Genomic DNA, 19,007 nt, shown 5'->3' with positions numbered 1-19,007 from the left:
TCAGCCGTTCACCATGGCGCCTAGCGCCGGGTCGGGCGCGGCCGGCACCGTGGTCGGGGCGATCTCGGACGTACCGGTCGGGGGCGGGAAGGTGTTCCAGGCCCTCGAGGTCGTCGTCACCCAGCCGACGCCGGGCCGGTACGAGGGCTTCTCGGCGATTTGCACGCACACCGCCTGCATCGTGGCCGCGGTGGCCGACGGGACGATCAACTGCGCGTGTCACGGCAGCCGGTTCAACCTCGACGGCACGGTCGCGAATGGACCAGCCGAGCGACCACTCAACGTAAGATCCGTTCGCGTCGACGGGGCAAAGATTGTCCTCGAATGAGGTAACGCGATCACACTAGGTCGCGATAGCTGAATGTCTGGCCTGTTCTACGTGCAGGCACCATGGCTCCGGGGGATGAACATGCAGCAGTTCGGCCAATACGAGATCCGATCTCTGATCGGTCGCGGGGGGATGGGCGAGGTGTATCTCGCCCACGACACGAAGCGTGAGCGGGACGTCGCACTCAAGCTTCTTCCCGAAGCGCTCGGCAAAGATCCCGACTACGAGCGGCGCTTCCGTCGCGAGTCCTACGCTGCGGCTCGCCTCACGGAGCCTCATGTCATCCCTATCCATGACTATGGCGAGGCCGATGGTCGGTTGTTCATCGACATGCGGCTGGTGGAGGGTCGGAGCCTGGCTTCGCTGATCAGTGCGGAGGGCGCTCTGGCGCCGGAGCGTGCCGTCGCCGTGGTCGCGCAGGCGGCCGAAGCACTCGACGCCGCGCACCGGAACGACCTCATCCACCGCGATGTCAAGCCGGCGAACATCCTCGTCACGAACAGCGACTTCGTCTACGTCGCGGACTTCGGCATTGCACACACCGTCGGTCACACGCAGTCGACGGCGACGGGAAACGGGGCGGCTGCGGGGACGCTGGAGTACATGGCCCCCGAGCGGTTTACCAACGGAACCATTGACGCGCGGACCGACGTCTACTCCTTGGCCTGTGTCCTCTTCGAGTGTCTCACCGGCGCCAAGCCCTTCCTTGGGAGCGACTTCCCGTCGCAGGTGTACGCCCACATGTACCTCGAGCCGCGGCGACCGAGCGAGGTCGTGGGTGGGGCTGCCGCGGCCCTCGACGATGTCGTGCTCCGCGGCATGGCGAAGAACCCCGACGATCGTTTCGCCAGCACCGGTGAGCTCGCGCGGGCGGCCCGTGAAGCCCTCCGGGTCGACGAGCCGGTCGGCCTGGCTGCTACGCCCTCGTCGACGTCGGCCACGGCTGTCCTGACGGCGGACCAGGCCGAGCGCACAGTGACGGTGCCCGCTGCCCGAACCGGGGGCCCGACTCGCGCCGGCAACGGCTCGTCGCCAGTCCCGTCAGCGACCACTGGCGCTGCGAAAGCGCCGCCGCCCCCAGCGCCTCCCGCCGGATCCGGAAGCGGCGATAACGGCTCGTCGCGGTGGTTCCCCCCATCGCGTGCCGTCGTGATCGCTTTGGTGGCCGCCTGCGCAGTACTGCTCGTCGTGGCGACGGCAGGGGTCGTCACCCTGGTCACGCGACCGGCTTCGGCCGGTGGCGGAGTCGCCGCCGCGCCGTTCGACCCCTCGAGCGGGTCGACGGTGCGTCCGGTCGCCAACGCCGTGGCCAAGCCGACCGTGGGATCGACGGTCCAGGTCGGCTCGACGCCGGGCTATATGGAGGTTGCGCCCAGCGGGGACTTCGCCTACATCGCCAACCGCGCGGCCGGCGTCATCACTGTGTTCGATACGACGCGCAACGTGCCGACGGGCATCATCCCGGTGCCCGACGGCGGTCCGCAGTTCGTGGCGTTCTCCCCGGACGGGACCCGCGCCTACGTCAGCATCTTCAACCAGGACTACTCCCTCAACGAGGTCGGTGTCCTCGACACCTCCACCGGCACCTTCGTGGCGCGGGTGCCCACCGGAAAACGTCCGTTCGCCCTCGACGTCAGCCCGGACGGTCGCAAGGTGTACGTGCCCAATCACGACTCGGGTTCCGTTACAGTCATCGACACCGCGTCGAACTCCGTGGTCAACACCATCCAGCTGGCTCCGAACCCGCACTGGGTGGACTTCTCGCCGGACGGGACCAGGCTCTACGCCGCCAATCACGAGTCGAACGTCATCACCACGATCGACACGAGCAACGACGCGATCCTGGGGACCGTGGCGGTGGGGAAGAGCCCGCACTCGATCATCCGGCACTCGACCAAGCCGCTGGTGTTCAACGCCAACTACGACGACAGTTCCGTCTCCGTCACCGACGTGAACACCGGGCGGGTCGTTGCGACCATCCCCACGGCCAGCCACCCGCAGGACATCACCCTGAGCGCTGACGGCAAGTACGCCTACCTGGCGACGGTGGATGCCAACAACATCCAGGTGATGGACACGACGACCTTCGCGATCACGTCGGAGGTTCCCGCCGGGCGGGGGCCGACGAGTATCGCGGTCACGCCCGACGGACGGCAGGGCTACGCCACCAACCTGTCGGACGGCAGCATCACCGTGTTCAACCTCGCCGGCACCGCCTGACGCCGGGCGCCGCTTATGATCCCGGCAATTCCCGGCCGGGTTCTGGGCAGCCCGGTTCGGAGGTAGGCCAGGCGAGGCGGGGGGACGGGAAGTGGGCTGGTCGCTCGCGATCGACTTCGGGACGACCTTCACGACGACGGCGCTCTCGGTCGAGGGCCGCATCGAGCTCGTTGAGATCGAGGGCTCTCGGTACTTCCCCTCCCTGGTCTGTCTTGATGGCGACGACCGGCTCCTCGTCGGGCGCGAGGCGCTCAATGAGGCGGGTCGTCGCCCATCGCGGTGCGAGCGGTGGCCGAAGCGCGCACTGGCAACCGCCGACCACGTGCGCCTCGGGGGCCATACGTTCGAGACCATCGAGCTCGCGGCCGTGGTGCTTCGCCGGGTGGCGGGGGAGGCCGCGAAGGGACAGCAGGGGCCTCCGGACGCGGTGGTCCTCACCCATCCAGCTCGATGGGCGGGCGGCGGTGTCGAGTTGACGAGGCTCGCCCGCGCCGCGACGCGCGCCGGCCTCGTCGCCCCCGTCTTCGTTGCCGAGCCCGTCGCGGTAGCGCACCACTACGTCCACAGCTCGGGAGAAGGCCTTGTGGCCGGGACACCGGTCGCGGTCTACGACTTCGGTGGGGGCTCGTTCGACGCGGCCGTGCTCCGGCAGGGCGACGGTGGCCTCGAGCTCGCTGGGCTGCCCGGGGGCGACGAGGAGCTCGCGGGTGAAGACCTCGACGCCGTCCTCACGGAGGTCGTGACGGACCATGCCGAGGCGTCGGACCCCGAGCGATGGGCTCGCTTATGGGACGACTCGGACGACGAGGGTCACGGGGACCGTCTGCTGCTTCGCGCAACGATCACGAGGGCGAAGGAGACTCTCTCGTTCCGCACTGCGGTGGACGTCGAGCTCCCGGGCTTCGGTTCGGAGGTTCGCCTCACCCGCCGGGAGTACGAGGCCGCGGTCGATCCGCTTCTGGAGCGAAGCGTCGCGGAATTTGCCAAGATGATCAGCCGCTCCGGTACGAGTCCGGCGTCCCTGGCTGGAGTGTTCCTCTCCGGCGGCACCAGCCGAACCCCGCGCATCACGACGCTGCTGAGCGCCATGCTTGGAGCACTGCCCACTGTCGAGGACGACCCGAAGGCGGTCGTCGTGCGGGGTGCCCTCGAGGTCATCACGCACCCTCTTCCAGGGGCTGCACGCGGCCGGGCGATCACGGCACCGCCACCCGCGGCCGATCCAGCTCCGTCCGGGCCGGACGGTCACCGCCCCCCTCGTCGGCCGGTGCCTCGTGAAGGCGTGCTCGTGGTCGTGACCGGAGGGCCGAAGGCCGGGAAAACCTCGGTCGTCAACGCTCTGCTTGGGGCGGAGGTCCTGCCTTACGGGCGCCTTCCGTGTCGGAACCCGTCGGTGCTGGTGCGCTGGGGCGAGCGGCCCGGTGGCCTCCTCTACCGCAGCTCTAACGATCAGCCCGACTGGTTCGCCCTCGATCGGCTCTCGGATCGGGCCTCGGCCGGACCCGCCAACGACGCGCCGTTCTACGTGGACGTCGTGTATTCCAGCGAGCTGCTCCGCGAGGTCATGTTGATCGACTGCGTCGCGGAGGAGGACCTCGAACCGAATGCAGAGCGGCGCGGGCGCGTCCACGTCGTCGACGTGACGGCGCCAACCAGCTTTCCCCCCTCGACCGCCGTTCCCGAGCTCCTCGTCCTCACCAAGCTCGACCTGGTGGCGGCGGACGAGCGCGATGCGCGGCGGGAGGCCGTCCTCGAACCGTGGCGGCGCGTTCACAACGACATCGCGCATGTCGTCGCGAACGCGCCGCGGGCCCTGCGCGCCCTGGGGAAACGCAACGTGGCGAGCTACGTGTCCTCTGGGGGTGCCGCTCTGCTCCATGCTGTGCGGCGCATGGTCTAGTCCTCTGACAAGTGCTCAGGTCCGGGTCCCCGCGCGACGATCATCGCGGAGCGGGCCCCTCTGGATGGCGCTCGGCACCGAGGGCATTACCGTAGTCGTTGAACGGTCTCCCGTCCCCGTACACGAGGCCGGTCGAGCGATCGAAGGTGACGCCCTGAAGCGTCGACGTCGCCATGTCATGGGACACCTGATTGATCGGCAGTTGCGAAGCAAGCGCTGCGGCGCCTTCCGGCGTATTTGGATTGATGTAGGGGGCGCCCGGAGCAGCTCGCATCGGCCCTCCCATCTCCACCATCTCCGTGCCTCGCGGGGAGTACCCCGCCATCCACTGCCCCCCGGAGTACAGCGGGTTGTTGCCGCCGAACGTGACGTTCGTGGTGGTGTCGACGACGTTCGAGCTCACGACATGAGTCGGACGGCCAGCGGCATCGAAAGCAACTGGCGTGCCCACGGCAGGTGCAGGACCCGGGGCGGGAGCTGAAGCAGCGGGGGGTGTGGCAGCACCTTGCTGCTGAGCGATCATGTTCTGAAGGTGGCTACCCAGGAACTGGAGCTGACCCTGGAAGGTTGCCGGGTCGACACCTGCGGGCTGCAGGACCTCGACCTGTCCGCCGTGCCCGTCCGAGACGAGTGTCGGAGCCCATCCCGATTGCACGAAGGCCTGTTCCTGCTCGGGGGAGAGAACACCATGCGGGACGCCCTGGAAGGCCGGGGCCTGCTGGAAGGCCGGGGCCTGCTGGGTGGCCGCATACTCGGCGGTGCTGTCGATCGGGGCAGCCACCATGGGCTGAGGTGTCGTGTAATCGGCCTGATACGTCGGTGGCACGCCGAAGGCGGTCGAGGCATCTGCTTCGAGGGGCGGGCCATCAACCGTGGTTCCTGTGTCGGCCGCAACGACGGCTGTTGGGTCGAACGTTGTCGGCGCGGCGGTCTCGTGAATCGGCGCCACGCCGCTGAGTGGGAAGGCCGGCGGACAGTCCATCGTGGTGCTCGAGTCGTCGGTACCTGCAGCGGGGTCGCTCGCGGCAATGCCCTCGGGCGGAGTCGTCTCCGCAGACACGGGTTCGTCGTAGGAGGGCGTGTCGACCGGGCTCGTCTCGGACACCGTCGTCTCATCGGACGTGTCGTCGTAGGCCGAGAGCGCGTCGTCGTCGGATCCGGAGCCGTCGCTGCTGTCGGAGCCGTCGTCGTACGAGCCTGAACTGTCGTCGTCGGCGCAGTCGTCGCCGTAGTAGTCGTTAGAGGTCTCCGACCCGCTGTCCGCGTCGCTGCTCGAGGCATAGCTTGCGTCGTCCGACGACCCGGAATCGTCATACTGGGTGTCGGTGCTGTCGACGCTGATGTCGTCCACGGGTCCCCCTCAGGAATCCGGCCCCTCTGACCGGTCCCGTGTTGGACGTTCCTCGAATGAGTGGATGTTCCCGGATCTTCGGAATTCTGCTCGGCTTTCCAGATTATCCGGCGTCGTCACTCATGTTGCCCGGGAGGTCGGCGACATCGAGATCCAGAAATGCACTCGCGGTATCCGTGCCGTCCCAGTCCGTCACCACGGCGCCGTCTCCCACCTCTGCCTGACCCTCATCGTGTAGATGGGTGGATACGTCGTGGTCGTGGTCGTGGTCGTGGTCGTCGTTGCTCTCGACCTCGACCTCGAGGCCGACGGTCCAGGTGATGTCCAGCATCCGGCGCCAGAGCTCGTCGGCGACGTCCGGAATGTGCTGCGTGAGCAGTGATCGCAGCAGGTGTGTCTCATCAGCTGTCAGCACGGAGTCGGGGTCGGTCGCCGGGTACTGCGACATGTCGAGCCAGTTGGTCATCGGGGCGTCCCTGATGCAGGGGCCGCCGGCGGTGTGGCGGCGAGGCGTCGCCAGATGGCGTTCGCCTGAGTCCTCAGCTCTCGACGATGGGCGAGTCGCTCGTCGGCGGCTTTCCTCGCCCGCCCCACCGCGTCCCGCTCAGCCTTCAACAGCCTCTGGTGCTCAGCAAGCGCGGCCTCGATCTCCGTACGTCGGCCGTCGACGTGCGACGAGACGTGCGCGATGATCAGGCCCTTCACGCTGGTCAGGGTTTCCTGCACAGCAGGTGGGATTTCGGTCTGGACGCGCACCGCCGCCCTGTCGAGGAACTGGCGGGCTGCCATCTGGGAGCGGGCTGCGCCCTCTCGGGAGTGGCGGACACGGGCCACGAGCCCGATGGCGGCAGCGCCGACGGGGATCCCGACCAGCGGGGTGGCGACGACGGACACCAGGCTGCCGACAACGCTCCCCAGGCCCATCGCCATCATCCCGTGCTCGACGAAGCTCTGGTTCGGTCTCCGCCGGGAGGGATCGGGGAGGTCGTCGAGACGCCCCGGCCGTTCCGGGAGCAGCTCGGTGAGGTCGACGCCCGACGCTCCTACGGCGCTCACCACGGCCTCCGCGGCGGCGTCGACTTCGTCGATCAGCTGGTGCGTGACCGTCATCCAGATGCCGTTGATCCGGTCGGGCACCCCGTCGATCACCTGCTGAAGACCCTTCGTGCCCTTCATAGCATCGAGCTGCTCCGTGACCTGCAGCCGCAGGTCCTCCACCTCACGGTTCAGCGTCCGGCGGCAGTGCTGGTCGGCGAGAGCCAGGGCGTCACCGAGGACGGTCCGCCACGACGCGCCCTGCCCGTGGAGGGCGGCGAGAGCCGCCTTCTCCCGTCCGACTCGCTCGGCGAATCCGGGGTCGAGCGTCAAGGAGTCGGCGCGGCGCGACGCCGAGACGATCAGAGCGTCCGCCACCTGAGCGCATCGGTGGACGACGTTCCACAGTCGAAGGGCGTCCGCCTCGGCGGCCAGTCCTGCGAGGGCGGCATCCAGGGTGGGTAGACCGCTGCTTGCCAGGCGGCGTTCAGCCACGTCGGGACGGCCCGCCGATCGAGCGCGTTCGACGTCGGCGCGGGCCTGGCTGTTGACCACGAACCAGGGCGCGTTCGCATGGCGGGGCGTGTGGCGTGCGAGGAGTTCGAGGTTGCGGGCCAGAACGGCTCGCCACTCCGGGGCCTGGTCGAACTGGGTGAGTACGAACAGGACGACCGAGATGCGAGCGGTCGCACGCTCAAGGAATGAGAGCTCTGACGCGGTGAGTTCGCTGTGCCCACTGACGACGAAGAGCAGCGCGTCGGCACGGTCGAGCGTCGCCAGGGTGACAGCGGCGTGACCTGCGCTGAGGCCACCGACTCCGGGTGTGTCGATCAGCGTGAGGCCGCGCGCCAGCAACGGTGAGGGGCTGAAGACCTCCACCTGATTCACGCCCTCGTGGCGGGTCCGCCCCGTGGCGGGATCCAGCGCCGCGTACTCGGCGACCTCATGGAGACCGAGTGCCCGGCCCTCTGGGGCGGATCCGTCGTAGACCCGCGCCGAGGGGACCGGTGCGTGGTCGACGGTCACGTGCACCGAGGTCGCCACGTCCACGTCGACCGGCAGGAGGCCGGGCGTCCCCACCAAAGCGTTGATCAACGAGCTCTTGCCGCGCTTCTTCTCGCCGACCGCGACGACGGACGCGGTGCGGTCCCCGGCACGGCCGAGCTCGTTCCACACACCGGTCGCGAGCTCGCCCTGGCCGTCCTCCGCGGCCGCACCGGCGACCGCGTACGCGAGGTCCGCCACGTCGCCCGCCGCCGGGTGGGGCCGACGTCGTGGTGCGTTGCGACCGTCGGTCGCTGCAGCGCCGGGAGCTTCAGCGGACATGGTCGACTGCCTCGGGGAGGCGTGGCGCGGGGGCCGGCACGGACTGCACGGGGTTTGGACGGCCGGCTGCCCCTGAAATGTTCCGCTCGGCCGCCTTCAGCTCGCGAACAACATCTGCTCGCACAACTCGCGAGCTGCTCGCGCGTGGCGTCGGAGCCGGCGGGACGGTCGCATCTCGAGCGTCCGCCAACGGTCGATGTAGGCATCTGCAGTTCGCCCCACCTCGTCCTCGGCGGCCGTGGGACCGAGGCCGAGACAACTTCGCAGGTCGTGACCTCCGGCGAGGGACTCCAACTGCTCCACATCGGCCGGGTCCAGCTGCAGGAGACCGGAGCGAACGTCGGACAGGGCACCGTGCAGCCCGACCTGGCGCATCGCGGGATGAAGGCAGAGCTGGTCGACGTCGGCGCGGACCCGCTGGAGTACGCGAGCTTCGCTCGGCGAGGTCGTCCACGGCAGATCCCGGATGGTTGCCATTGCTGCCGTCGCGCGCAGCCGGTCGGCGTCGACGACGAAGTCGCGTCGGACCCGCTCGAGCAGGGCGTCGATGCCCGAAAGACGACGAAGACCGGCGAGCAGAGAGCGGGTCGACGTGTTCCCCTGCTCGACGAGATCGACGGCAGCCCTCAGGCCGTACATCCCGAGCAGGGCGACGAGGCGACGCCGGGTGAGAGCCGCAATCGGGCTGTCGGACCACTCGAGGAAGGCGTCGGCCGAGGACAGCGCGTCCTCGAGATCGAAGGGGTCGGTGGCGCGCAGAGTGGTGATGGCCCGGGTGTCGGACTCGGAGAATTCGCCACCGAGAGCGGTCTCGGCGATCAGCCCCGACACCGGAAGAACCTCGGAGAACGACGACGCGAGGTCCTCGCCGTAGCGGCGAGCCACCCGCTGTGCGGCGGGCCACGGGTCCTCGCCGCCGGCGGATAGCGTGTCGATTCTGCTCAGCACCCCGACGATCGAGGCGGTGGTGAAATGTGTGCTCCCGCTCCAGGCGCGGACGGCCTCCACGGCCTCGGCGTCCTTCTCCCCGGGGTGCGGCATCAGGTAGAGAACGGCGTCTGCGTGAGCCAGGGCGGCGAGCGACGCCTCGTCGAGGTTGCTCATCGAGTCGAGGCCCGGGGTGTCGATGATCGTGTGGTTGGTGTCCAGCGCCGAGTTGGACGCCTCGACCGTGATGTGCGTCAGCTCCGCCGGGTCGAGGTTCCACCCCGTCGTGCTCGTGGGAACGCCGCCCCCAGGAGCCGCCGGGACTAGCCGGGTGGTCCCATCGCGCAGGTGCAGTCGCAGCCGGTCCTGGTGCCCGTAGCGGAACCACGTGACGAGTGTGGTGGTCTCGGTAGCGCCGGTGGCGGCGAGGCGTTGCCGCAGGAGCGCGTTCACCAACGTCGACTTGCCGGCGTTCATCCGTCCACCGACGGCAATTCGGATGCGCGGTTCGGCGAGCCGCTCTGCCAGTGCCAGGAGGGACTCCCGGGACCTCCCGGCCGTGAGTTCGTCCGCTCCGGATCGACAGGACCGGACGAGCTCGCGCGTCAGTGGGCCGATCATCTCGGCCCCGATGTGGCTGCAACGGGTCCGAGCTCCTGGGCCAGCGCCTGCCGACCGCGGGAGATCTGCGACTTGACCGTGTCGATGGGGACGTCCCGGAGTTCGGCGATCTCGCGATAGGACAAGTCGCACAGCTCACGCAATACGATCGCCGCCCGGAACTGGGGCGGGAGACGCCTGAGAGCCCGGTCGACGTCGAGACGGGTCGACACCCCGTCAACCTCCGACCGGTCCACCGGTCGCTCCGGCAGTTCCTCCGTCGGCGTCGCACGTCGGTTCCGACGCCGGACCTCGTCGATCGACGCGTTCACCGCGACTCGGTAGAGCCAGGTGCCAATCCCCGACCTGCCGTCGAACGACTTCAGTGACCGCCAGGCGAGGATGAGGGTCTCCTGGAGCGCGTCCTGCGCGTCGTGCTCGTCGCATGTGATGCGACGGCAGACCCCCACGAGCCGGCTGCGGTGTCGCTCGAACAGCACCTCGAAGGCACGTCGATCACCGCATGCGGCGTGCGTCCGAAGCTCGGTGTCCGAGACGTCGTCCTCAACGCGCGGAACAACCATGACGCCCCTTCCCCCCGGGCCATCAACACTCTGGGTGGTCAGGACTCGATCCTGAAGGCCACTGGTGACTCTTTCGTGTGTGTTGTGGGTTGGCGTTACCGCCGATGTGAAGCGGAACGTGACAGTGGTCAGCGCGCACGAAGAGCTACGGGTCACGCGCTCGCTCCGTCGCGATCACGGCAAACCCCCGAAGTCCAAGGCTGCGGCCAGGCGTTCGCCGACCTCGATGAGTCGCCCGAGGTCACCGTTGACGAGCGCGTCGACCCCGGACCGGACGAGGGAGGCCTCGGGGGACGCGTCGTGCCGCAACGCGCGCCTGACCATGTGCGGCAGGGCCGCCGGGAACCGGTGCCGCAGCGCGATGAGCGCGGCCATCACGCGGAGCCCGCGGCGACGACGCTCGGGGTCGGAGCTGCGGAGGAGTTCCGACCAGTACGCGAGCGCCCCGTGGACGAGGGCGTGGTCCTCGGTGAGCACGCCGTCCGCAACGCAGCGGCGGAGGGTGTCGGCCAGGGCATGCACGGTCGTCGCTCCCGCATCGTCGGGATGGGCTCCGTCGAAGCGACCCTCCTCGATCCAGCGCAGCCAGGCCCGTTCGAGGGCCGGGACCGGACCGAGGATGCGGAGCACTTCGGCGACCGCGGCGGCGCCGTGCGGCCCCGGTCCTCGGGAAGGAGAGGTGAGCCTGCCGAGGACGGCGTCCCGTCGCACCGCGAGGAGGTCCGAGGCGCGGTCCCGGACCAGGCGATCGGCCTCGTCCGACCAGTCCGGGCGGTGGTCCAGCACGTCGAACCACCAGACGATCGCCGGACCGTGCAGCGTGACGGCGGAGGCGGAGATCGCGTCGGTGTCCCACCGAGCCCAGCCGTCCGCCCGCTCCAGCAGTCGGATCACCGCGGGACGGTGGAGCGGGTCGTCGACGAGGGCGAGCGCGAGCCGGAGTTCCTCGAGCGGCTCGTCGAGCGAGGTCGGCTCGTCCGCGGTCATGGGTCCTGAGCCCACCAGCCGGCGCTTTCGCTCCGCTTACAGGATCAGTGGTCGGGTGACCGCGAGTGCGAATTGTCCGCCATCGGATTGCTCCAACTGAGTGGCGGTGTCGCGATTGTCGAGTTGTTGACCTACTCTCGGCGACGAATTGGGGGAAGCCGTTCATCCAGGGGGATGCATGACGGACGTCCTGTGGGTACGTCTCCTCGGCCGCGTCGCGGTCGACCGGGGGCAGGGGGAGTGCGTCCCGACGAGCCTGGCGATGCAGCACCTCCTCGTCCTGCTCGCCGCCGCGCCCCGCACCCCGATCACTCGCGATGCCCTGGTGGCCGACCTCTGGGCCGACGGCGCGGCGCCACGAAACCCCGACGCGACCCTCCACACCCGCATGACCCGCCTGCGGGACTGGCTCGGGATCCCGCGGGACAGACTCACCGCGACCTCCGGTTCCTACACGCTGCACCTCGAACCCGAGCGGGTCGACTTCTGCCGCTTCCACCGGCTCGCCAGGCTCGCCCTGTCCGTCGAGGCGCCGGCCGACGCGCTGGCCGCGGCCGACGGCGCGCTCGCCGAGTGGGGCGGCGAGCCCTGGCCGGGCGTCTCGAGCCCGCGCCTCGACGTCCTCCGCGAGCACGCGAACGCCCGCCACCAGCACGTCGTCGAGGTGCGGGTCCGGGCTCTCCTCGCGCTGGGCCGGCCGCTCGAGGCGGTCGACGTGGTCGTGCCCCTCGCCGGCGAGGCCCCCGACCGCGAGGCCTGGCACGCCCTGCTCGTATCCGCCCTGCACGCGGCCGGGCGCCCGAAGGAGGCCGTCGAGGCCTTCCTCGCCGCGCGCCGGCACCTGGCCGAGGAGCTCGGCGTCGGGCCGGGGGAGGAGCTGTGCGACGCCTACCGCCGGGTGCTCCTCGACCGCGCGGAGAGCACGCCTGGCCCCACCCGCGTCCCGCCGGCGTCTCGTCGGTCGCGACGAGCAGCTCGCCGCCATCGCCCGGGCCGCCACCGCTGACCCGACAGAGGGACGCCTCGTCGTCGTGGAGGGCGAGGCCGGCATCGGCAAGTCCACGCTCCTGGCGGCCGTGCGGGACGCGGCGCCGGGGCAGGTCGTGCGGGGCGCCTGGGACGAGGGTGCGACCCCGCTGACGGCCTGGATCGAGGCCCTCGGGGTCCCGCCGACCGGGCCTGCGGGCGCGCCCGTGCCGTGGGTGCGCCGTCGGCTGGCCGAGCTGGCCGCCGACGGTCCCGTGCTGGTCACCCTCGACGACGCCCACCGCGCCGACTCCGCCTCCCTGGGCGCCCTCACCGGCCTGGTCCGACAGGGGCTGCCGCCGGACGTCGTCGTCCTGGTGGCGGCGCGCGTCCCCGACGTCGTCGTGCGCGCCGACTGGAGCGCGTGCCGCGCCGACCTCGCCCGGCACGCCGAGCCCGTGTTCCTCGAGCTGGCGGAACTGTCGCCGGCCGCGGTCACCGAGCTCGTCCGCGCCCGCTTCACCAGCCTTCCCGACGAAGCCGCGGGGCGGCTGGGGGAGCTCGTCACGCGGCACGCGGGTGGTCACCCGCTGCACGTCGCCGCCCTGCTCGACGTCCTGGTCGCCCAGCCCGACGAGGCCGCGGTGACGGCCGTCGTCGGGAAGGTGCCGCCACGGCTGCGCGCGCTGTTCGACCACCAGCTCGCGGCCCTCGACCCGGCGGCCCGGCGGGCGCTCGAGGCCCTCGCCGTGCTGCGCCCGGTCCCCACGGCGGCACTCGCCGCCGTGCTCGACCGTCCCGGCCTCGCCGTCCTCGACGACCTGCGGGCCGCCGCGTCGCTAGGGCTCACCGCCACCGACCGCGACGTCGTCGACCTGCGCCACGAACTGATCGCCGCCGCCGTCCGCGAGGCGGCGCCCCCGGCCGTGCATCAGGAGCTCCACCGCGCCCGCCTGGGGTGTCCGCAGCCGGAGGACGACGCCTACGTGCGGCTGCGGCACGTCCTCGGGGCCGGGCTCCCGCACCGGGAGGTCGCCCTGGCCCGCCGCGATGCGGGCGTGCTCGCCTACGAGCGGCGCGCCCTGGCCGAGGCCCTGGAGCTCCTCGAGGCGGCCGGGCTGGAGGACGACCCCGTGCTCGACGTCCACCGCGGCCTCGCCCTCGCGGGCCTGGGACGCATCGAGGATGCCGACGACCTGCTCGACGCGGCGCTCGCCCGTGCGGGGGCCGATCCGGGCCTCGTCGTGAAGGCCGCGGTGGGGGACGAGGCCCTCGGCCGGACCGTCTCCGGGGACCGTCGGCGCCTGGCCCGGCTGCACCGGGCCGAGACGGTGGCGCTGCCGCCGCGGGAGCGGTTCGAGCTGCTGGTCGCCCTGCTGCGCGAGGAGTCGCTGGCTGGCGTCGCCCGTCCCGAGCTCGTCGACGAGATCCGGGAGCGGGCCGCGGAGGTCGGGGCGTCGATCGAGGTCCGTGCGCGGGCCCGGACCCTCGAGGTCCGTCAGCTGGTCGAGGGCCCCGAGCCCGCCGCCCGACGGCTCGACCTGGCCGGCGAGGCGCTGGACCTGGCGCGCCGCACCGGGGACCCGACGATCGTCCTCGACGCCACCGAGCTGATGCTCACCGCGGCGCTCGGCGCGGGCGAGGTCGACCGGGCGCTCGCCCTGCGCGACACCCTCGCCGTCGAGGCCCGCCGCTGGCACCGGCCGCGCCTGATCTGGGCGACCGAGGTGCTGGAGTCGGCGCTGCTGCTCGCGCGCGGCGCCTACGACCAGGCCGACGCGGCCGCCGGGGCCTCGCTGCAGCTCGGACAGGAGCTCGGCGTCGGCGACGCTCTCCCGGCCTTCGGCGTGCACCTGATGATCAAGGCCTGGATGACGGGGACGGCCGACTCGCTGGGCGACCTGGCTGAGGGCGCCGCCACCGAGAACCCGACGATCCCCGCCTGGGCGGCAGCCGCCGCGGTCGCTCGGGCGCGGGGTGGGGACCGCCAGCGGGCGTCGGCCCTGTTGGCGTCCTTCCGAGACCGCCGTGCCGCGACCGCGAGCCGGCTCTTCGACCGCCCGGCCCTGTGCATGGCGGCGAGCGCGGCGTTCAGCCTCGACGATCACGAGACCGCCCGGCTCGTGCGCTCGGAGCTGCCCGCCGACCCCGACGCGGTCGTGATCCTCGGCTACGGCGCCGTGATCAACGGGCCGGCGGCGCTGTTCGCGGGGATCGCCGCGATGACGCTCGGCGACGTGGGGACGGCGCGGACCGACGTCGCCGCGGCGGAGAAGCTCGCGACCTCGCTGGGGTGGACGCCGTGGATCGACGCGGCGAGGCGGGTCGGTGCGGTGCTGGACGGGGACGACGTCGAACTGCCACTGGGGATGGGGGAGAAGCGTGGATGAGGTCGAGCGGCGTCAGGTGGTGGTGGTCGGGAGCGGGTTCGGGGGAGCGGTGGCGGCCTGCCGCCTCGCCCAGGCGGGGTGCGACGTGCTGGTGCTCGAGCGGGGGCGCGAGTACCAGGGCAACTTCCCGCGCGACGCGCGCGACGACTGGCTCTGGAAGGGACAACACGGGCCCTTCGACGTGCGACTCCTGCGCGGCGTCAACGTGGTCACGGCCGCCGGGGTCGGCGGGGGATCACTGCTCTACTCCAACGTCCACCTGCGCTTGCCTGCCGATGGCTTCGGGGACCGCTGGCCCTCGGGGTGGTCGCGCGAGGAACTGGATCCCTACTACGACGTGGTGTCCGCCATGCTCCATCTGCGGCGGGCCTGTGAGGACGAGGCGCAGGAGCACTGGCCGCTGCCACCGAAGGCGGGGCTGCTCCGCGGCGCCGCCGACCTGCTCGGCGCTTGCAAGGACGTGTTCCATCCGCCGCTCGCCGTCGACTTCGGCGACCCCCGCTACCGATGGATCAATGAGTTCGGCGCCGAGCAGTCGGGCTGTCGGCATTGCGGCAAGTGCAGCGTCGGCTGCAACTTCGGGGCGAAGAACAGCCTGGACAAGAACTACCTGCCCCTGGCGGTCCGACACGGGGCCGTGGTGCGGGCCCGCTGTGAGGTCACGGCGCTGAGCCGGGAGCCCGGATCGGGCTATCGGATCGTGTACCGCGACCACAAGCTCAACACCGACACCGTCGTCCTCGCCACCACGCTCGTGTTGGCGGCGGGTGCCCTAGGTACGACCGGGCTGCTGCTCAAGCACGGGGAACAGCTGGGTGACCTGTCGCCGATGCTCGGCGAGCACTACTCGGCCAACGGCGACTACGTCACTGCCTCCCTCGGCGTCGAGAAGGAATGGGAGCCCACCCGTGGCCCGGCGATCACCACCTCCGTGCTGTCGGACGACGGCGGCACCTGGTTCCTCGTGCAGGACGGCGGCTTCCCGGCCTTCTCGGTGCTCGATCCCGAGACCGGAGTGCGTCCCGACCGCCACGACCGCGCGCTGCCTGTAGACGATCTCACCATCCAGCCGGGACACGTCGCGATACTGCTGGCGATGGGCCGCGACAGCGCGACCGGCCGTGTCCGGGCCCGTCGCTGGTGCGGAGACCCCCTCACCGTCGACTGGCCGACCCGTGAGAACGCCGCGTTCTACGACGCCGAGCGCGACTACCTCTCCGATATCGGCTTCGCCCTGGGTGAGGCCGGGGATGTGGATCCCGGACGCCTCACCCGTGTTCCGGTCTCGGTGCACAGCCTGGGTGGCGCGGTGATGGCGGACAGCCCCGACATGGGCGTCGTCGACCGGCACGGTGAGGTGTTCGGCGCGCCGGGCCTGTACGTACTGGACGGGGCGGCGATCCCGGCCGCGACCGGCGTGAACCCCTCACACACCATCGCCGCCGTCGCCGAGCGCAACGCCGAGCGCCTCGCCCGTCTGCTGATCGACGATCCCGGCTGGACCACGCCGGGGCTCGGCACCGTGCCCGTCTACCCCGACCCGCTGCCGGTCTCGTGACGGCGCCCGTGCGGTCACTGCTGCTCGCCGGGGGTGGACTGAAGGTCGCCTTCCAGGCCGGGGTGCTCCAGGTGTGGCTCGAGGAGGCGGGCCTGGAGTTCGATCACTACGACGCTTGCAGCGGTGGCGCCTTCAATCTCGCCCTGCTCTGCGATGGCAAGAGCGGGCTGCAGATCGCGGACCTCTGGCGCCAGATGCGCCCGCTCGACGGGGTCTCGTTCGACTGGCGAGGCATCCTCAGCGGGAGGTCGCTGGTGACGATGGACGCCTACCGCGACACCGTGTTCCCCAGCTGGGACCTGGACTGGGATCGGATCCGAGCATCAACGGTCGAGGCCACGTTCACCGCGCACGACCGCACCCTGGGGCAGCGCCGGGTGTTCACGGCGGCCGAGATGACCGAGGACAAGCTCGTCGCGACCCTCTCGCAGGCCGTGTGGTTCCCACCCGTCCCCATCGGCACGAACCTCTACACCGATGCCGTGTTCGACACCGACGCCAACATCGACGAGGCCATCGAGCGCGGCGCAACCGAGATCTGGGTGATCTGGACGGTCAGCCGACGCCCCGAGTGGATGCCGGGGGTCCTGGCGCAGTTCTTCCACGCCCTCGAGGTCTCGGCGAACGGAACACTGGCGGCCGATCTCGAGCGGATCCGGTGGAACAACGAGAACGGTGCGGTCCTCTTCGGCCGGCAGGTGAACGTCAAGGTTCTCCGTGCCGAGGTGCCTATCCACTACCTCGCGCTGGTCAACGGAGATCGTCTCCACCGCGGGGTGGAGCAGGGAGTGCGGGCCGGACGGAACTGGTGCGACGACCACGGGATCCCATTCACCCCGGTTGATCGCAGTCACTACTACGACTCCGAGGTGGAGTTGCGGTTCTCCGACCACCTCACCGGGCGGTTGCGCGGCCGCCAGGCCGAGGCCTCCCTGAGGTTGACCGTCGCCGACAGCGGTGAGTTCGTGAACGCCCGGCGCCAACGTCTCGCGGTGTCCGGCACGGTGGCCTGCTCGATCCTCGACGGGATCGCGACGGTCGAGCACGGATACGCCGACATCCTCGTCGACGTCGTCGGGCCCCGTCAGATCGTCGAGGACCGGGGCGTCATCGAGGAGGACGACGGTGTGAATCCGACGTGCAAGCGGATGGTCTACGTCCTGCACCTCCGGACTCCCCACACCGGCCGGGCCTTGACCCTGATCGGCATCAAGAACGTGTCATCTGACTCGGTCTGGGAAGCCGTGCGCGACGCGATGAAGCTGCAGTGCCGGGTGATGGACGGGTGGGTGGGCCCGGACGACGGCGGTGACCCGATCGCGACGGGCCTGCTCTGGATGACGGCTCGGGACGTCGCATCCCAGTTCGTCACGGCGAGGGCCTCCGGACCGAGTCTCAAGGCAGAACTGGGCGGCCTGGCGCGCTACGGCGCCCTGTTCGCCGGGAGCCTATGGGACGTCGCGGCGCGCAAGTTGATCACTTATTCACCGTTCTGACCTCGTGGGGCCGACGATCGGCCGCGACGGCCGCCTCAGGCGTTTGCAAGCTCGCGGCTCAGGGTGGAGGTCATCGAGCCGGGGGAGATGAGGTCGTCCCACTCGTCGAGCGTGAACGTAGCGGTGTGCGCCTCGGTGGAGTAGTCGGTGCAGCGGAAGGTCATCGTCGAGGTAGTACCGCTGAGGATGACCTGGCCCTCGCTGCCCGACCAGAGCTGGAGGGTCCCCGCGACTCGCGGCTGCCCGTAGACGTCGAGGTCGCACAACTTCGCAGCGAGCTTCCGCTGGGTGCAGAACGGGTCATCGGTGGCGGTGTTCCACGGGCCTTCGTAGACCTCGTGTACGTCGCATCCGAGCGGGGTCGTGTTCCGGCTGCTCGATGCGCTCGTGGAGGTGCTGCTGGAGGCCGAGGCAGCCGAGTTGTCGTGCCCGCCTGTCATGCCGATCGACAGCAGAGCCAGAGCAGCTCCGACGGCGGTCGTTGCTCGGGCACGCGGGGTGGCGCTATTCCAGAGTTCGCGAGGCGTGCGACCGGCGCCACCAACGGCGAACACGTGCTCGCGACCGGCGAAGACGTCGTCCTCGACGGAACACGACGTGTGTACTCGGGGGATCGACACGGTCGGCGCGTCGAGCAGCCCCGGCGCTACCGCGTCCCGGGCGCTGTGGCGCCCGGAACCGACGGCTTCGGGTCGCCGCAAGCCCAGGCGGGCCTTGGAGCGGGCAGGCGTGATGGCGGCGTGGCGCACGTGAATCCCCCGACGAGATGTGCTCGGCCGCATCACTTGGCGGCCATTCGCGGGAGGTATCGAACCGGACGCAGCAACGTTACGGCGACACCTCGCGCAGAGAACGTGGCTCTGGCAGGTCGTCGGGGGAGCGCTAGTCACGGTCGATGATCGAGGTTGCAGTGCGGCGCGGTGAGCCGCTGAGATCGTGCGCTTCGCGCTGGAGCCTGGTGCGGCTCCGTCACGTGTGCGCTGCTCGACCGTTGGGTCTGCTGCAGGGCGACCGCAGGGGGAGCGGATATGGCATCACAGGAGCCAGGGCACACGCCGGTGGACGGGTCGGCACGGTGTGTACGCGGCCATCAGCTACATCGAATCGGGAACGCCTACTGCGGCATGTGCGGCGCACCTGCAGCCCGACCTGACCGCCAGGTACCGCGGCAGGCGCCGCCGCTTTCGCCCGCCCGGACGTCGCTCGACGCCCCCACGGTGTCGATAGCAGGTAGGGGAGGGGCCTCACGACATCAGCGGGCGGACGCTCCTCGTATCGAGTTCGGTAGTCGACCGACGTTCCTCGGGGACCGCACCTGGTCCTGGTGGACAGGCGTCGC

General features: G+C 70.6%; 15 protein-coding genes. 7 read left to right on the top strand and 8 right to left on the bottom strand.

Annotated features, from left to right (window positions below; translation table 11 throughout):
- A complete protein-coding gene (locus ACFPBZ_RS05175; protein ID WP_378035083.1) occupies window positions 1-171 on the bottom strand; it encodes a hypothetical protein in 171 nt (56 codons plus the stop codon).
- Between ACFPBZ_RS05175 and ACFPBZ_RS05170 the strand changes: the two genes are divergently transcribed.
- The 3 genes from ACFPBZ_RS05170 (at window position 92) to ACFPBZ_RS05160 (ending at window position 4,448) form a co-directional block, all read left to right on the top strand.
- Entirely contained in the window at window positions 92-328 is a 237-nt protein-coding gene (locus tag ACFPBZ_RS05170; RefSeq protein ID WP_378034940.1) for a QcrA and Rieske domain-containing protein, read from the top strand. The genes ACFPBZ_RS05175 and ACFPBZ_RS05170 overlap by 80 nt on opposite strands.
- A 33-nt stretch (window positions 329-361) precedes the next feature.
- Complete coding sequence (locus tag ACFPBZ_RS05165; protein WP_378034939.1) at window positions 362-2,548, top strand: protein kinase domain-containing protein; 2,187 nt, start codon at window positions 362-364, stop codon at window positions 2,546-2,548.
- Between the two features lie 91 nt (window positions 2,549-2,639).
- Window positions 2,640-4,448 (top strand): Hsp70 family protein, encoded by a 1,809-nt coding sequence (locus ACFPBZ_RS05160; RefSeq protein WP_378034938.1) that lies wholly within the window; start codon window positions 2,640-2,642, stop codon window positions 4,446-4,448.
- A 40-nt stretch (window positions 4,449-4,488) separates the two neighbouring features.
- On the opposite strand, the gene ACFPBZ_RS05155 is transcribed toward ACFPBZ_RS05160, so the two are convergent.
- From ACFPBZ_RS05155 to ACFPBZ_RS05130, 6 genes are all read right to left on the bottom strand, one after another.
- A complete protein-coding gene (locus ACFPBZ_RS05155) occupies window positions 4,489-5,799 on the bottom strand; it encodes a hypothetical protein (protein ID WP_378034937.1) in 1,311 nt (436 codons plus the stop codon).
- 103 nt (window positions 5,800-5,902) lie between these two features.
- Window positions 5,903-6,265 carry a hypothetical protein gene (locus ACFPBZ_RS05150; RefSeq protein ID WP_378034936.1) on the bottom strand — a complete coding sequence of 121 codons (363 nt, stop codon included), beginning with the start codon at window positions 6,263-6,265 and terminating at the stop codon, window positions 5,903-5,905.
- Complete coding sequence (locus ACFPBZ_RS05145; protein WP_378034935.1) at window positions 6,262-8,079, bottom strand: dynamin family protein; 1,818 nt, start codon at window positions 8,077-8,079, stop codon at window positions 6,262-6,264. The genes ACFPBZ_RS05150 and ACFPBZ_RS05145 overlap by 4 nt, the downstream gene beginning before the upstream one ends.
- 177 nt (window positions 8,080-8,256) lie before the next feature.
- Complete coding sequence (locus tag ACFPBZ_RS05140) at window positions 8,257-9,708, bottom strand: dynamin family protein (protein ID WP_378035081.1); 1,452 nt, start codon at window positions 9,706-9,708, stop codon at window positions 8,257-8,259.
- On the bottom strand, window positions 9,705-10,271 hold the full coding sequence (locus ACFPBZ_RS05135) for an RNA polymerase sigma factor (RefSeq protein ID WP_378034934.1): 567 nt from the start codon (window positions 10,269-10,271) through the stop codon (window positions 9,705-9,707). The genes ACFPBZ_RS05140 and ACFPBZ_RS05135 overlap by 4 nt, the downstream gene beginning before the upstream one ends.
- Window positions 10,272-10,445: 174 nt before the next feature.
- Window positions 10,446-11,258: a hypothetical protein gene (locus ACFPBZ_RS05130; protein WP_378034933.1), complete on the bottom strand. Its 813-nt coding sequence runs from the start codon at window positions 11,256-11,258 to the stop codon at window positions 10,446-10,448.
- A 178-nt stretch (window positions 11,259-11,436) separates the two neighbouring features.
- On the opposite strand from ACFPBZ_RS05130, the gene ACFPBZ_RS05125 reads away from it, so the two are divergent.
- From ACFPBZ_RS05125 to ACFPBZ_RS05110, 4 genes are read left to right on the top strand one after another with little or no spacing between them, the layout of a single operon-like run.
- On the top strand, window positions 11,437-12,264 hold the full coding sequence (locus ACFPBZ_RS05125) for an AfsR/SARP family transcriptional regulator (RefSeq protein ID WP_378034932.1): 828 nt from the start codon (window positions 11,437-11,439) through the stop codon (window positions 12,262-12,264).
- The gene (locus ACFPBZ_RS05120; RefSeq protein WP_378035080.1) at window positions 12,185-14,614 is read left to right on the top strand and encodes an AAA family ATPase; all 2,430 of its coding nucleotides are present in this window, start codon (window positions 12,185-12,187) and stop codon (window positions 14,612-14,614) included. The genes ACFPBZ_RS05125 and ACFPBZ_RS05120 overlap by 80 nt, the downstream gene beginning before the upstream one ends.
- Window positions 14,553-16,172, top strand: a complete 1,620-nt coding sequence (locus tag ACFPBZ_RS05115; RefSeq protein WP_378034931.1) for a GMC family oxidoreductase N-terminal domain-containing protein — start codon at window positions 14,553-14,555, stop codon at window positions 16,170-16,172. The genes ACFPBZ_RS05120 and ACFPBZ_RS05115 overlap by 62 nt, the downstream gene beginning before the upstream one ends.
- Complete coding sequence (locus tag ACFPBZ_RS05110; RefSeq protein ID WP_378034930.1) at window positions 16,169-17,668, top strand: patatin-like phospholipase family protein; 1,500 nt, start codon at window positions 16,169-16,171, stop codon at window positions 17,666-17,668. The genes ACFPBZ_RS05115 and ACFPBZ_RS05110 overlap by 4 nt, the downstream gene beginning before the upstream one ends.
- A 35-nt stretch (window positions 17,669-17,703) precedes the next feature.
- Here ACFPBZ_RS05110 and ACFPBZ_RS05105 read toward each other — a convergent pair whose 3' ends face one another.
- Complete coding sequence (locus ACFPBZ_RS05105; protein WP_378034929.1) at window positions 17,704-18,417, bottom strand: hypothetical protein; 714 nt, start codon at window positions 18,415-18,417, stop codon at window positions 17,704-17,706.
- Between the last annotated feature and the right edge of the window lie 590 nt (window positions 18,418-19,007).

The organism is Actinomycetospora atypica (assembly GCF_042653685.1).
In the GTDB taxonomy this organism is placed as follows: Bacteria; Actinomycetota; Actinomycetes; order Mycobacteriales; family Pseudonocardiaceae; genus Actinomycetospora; species Actinomycetospora atypica.
The sequence above is the reverse complement of the archived record's forward strand: the minus strand, read 5'-3'. Positions and strand labels throughout refer to the sequence as shown.

Excerpts from the sequence above, each read along its gene's own strand:
- ACFPBZ_RS05135 (WP_378034934.1), bottom strand. The coding sequence starts at position 10,271 with ATGGTTGTTCCGCGCGTTGAGGACGACGTCTCGGACACCGAGCTTCGG.
- ACFPBZ_RS05165 (WP_378034939.1), top strand. The coding sequence starts at position 362 with ATGTCTGGCCTGTTCTACGTGCAGGCACCATGGCTCCGGGGGATGAAC.
- ACFPBZ_RS05130 (WP_378034933.1), bottom strand. The coding sequence starts at position 11,258 with ATGACCGCGGACGAGCCGACCTCGCTCGACGAGCCGCTCGAGGAACTC.
- ACFPBZ_RS05140 (WP_378035081.1), bottom strand. The coding sequence starts at position 9,708 with ATGATCGGCCCACTGACGCGCGAGCTCGTCCGGTCCTGTCGATCCGGA.
- ACFPBZ_RS05150 (WP_378034936.1), bottom strand. The coding sequence starts at position 6,265 with ATGACCAACTGGCTCGACATGTCGCAGTACCCGGCGACCGACCCCGAC.
- ACFPBZ_RS05125 (WP_378034932.1), top strand. The coding sequence starts at position 11,437 with ATGACGGACGTCCTGTGGGTACGTCTCCTCGGCCGCGTCGCGGTCGAC.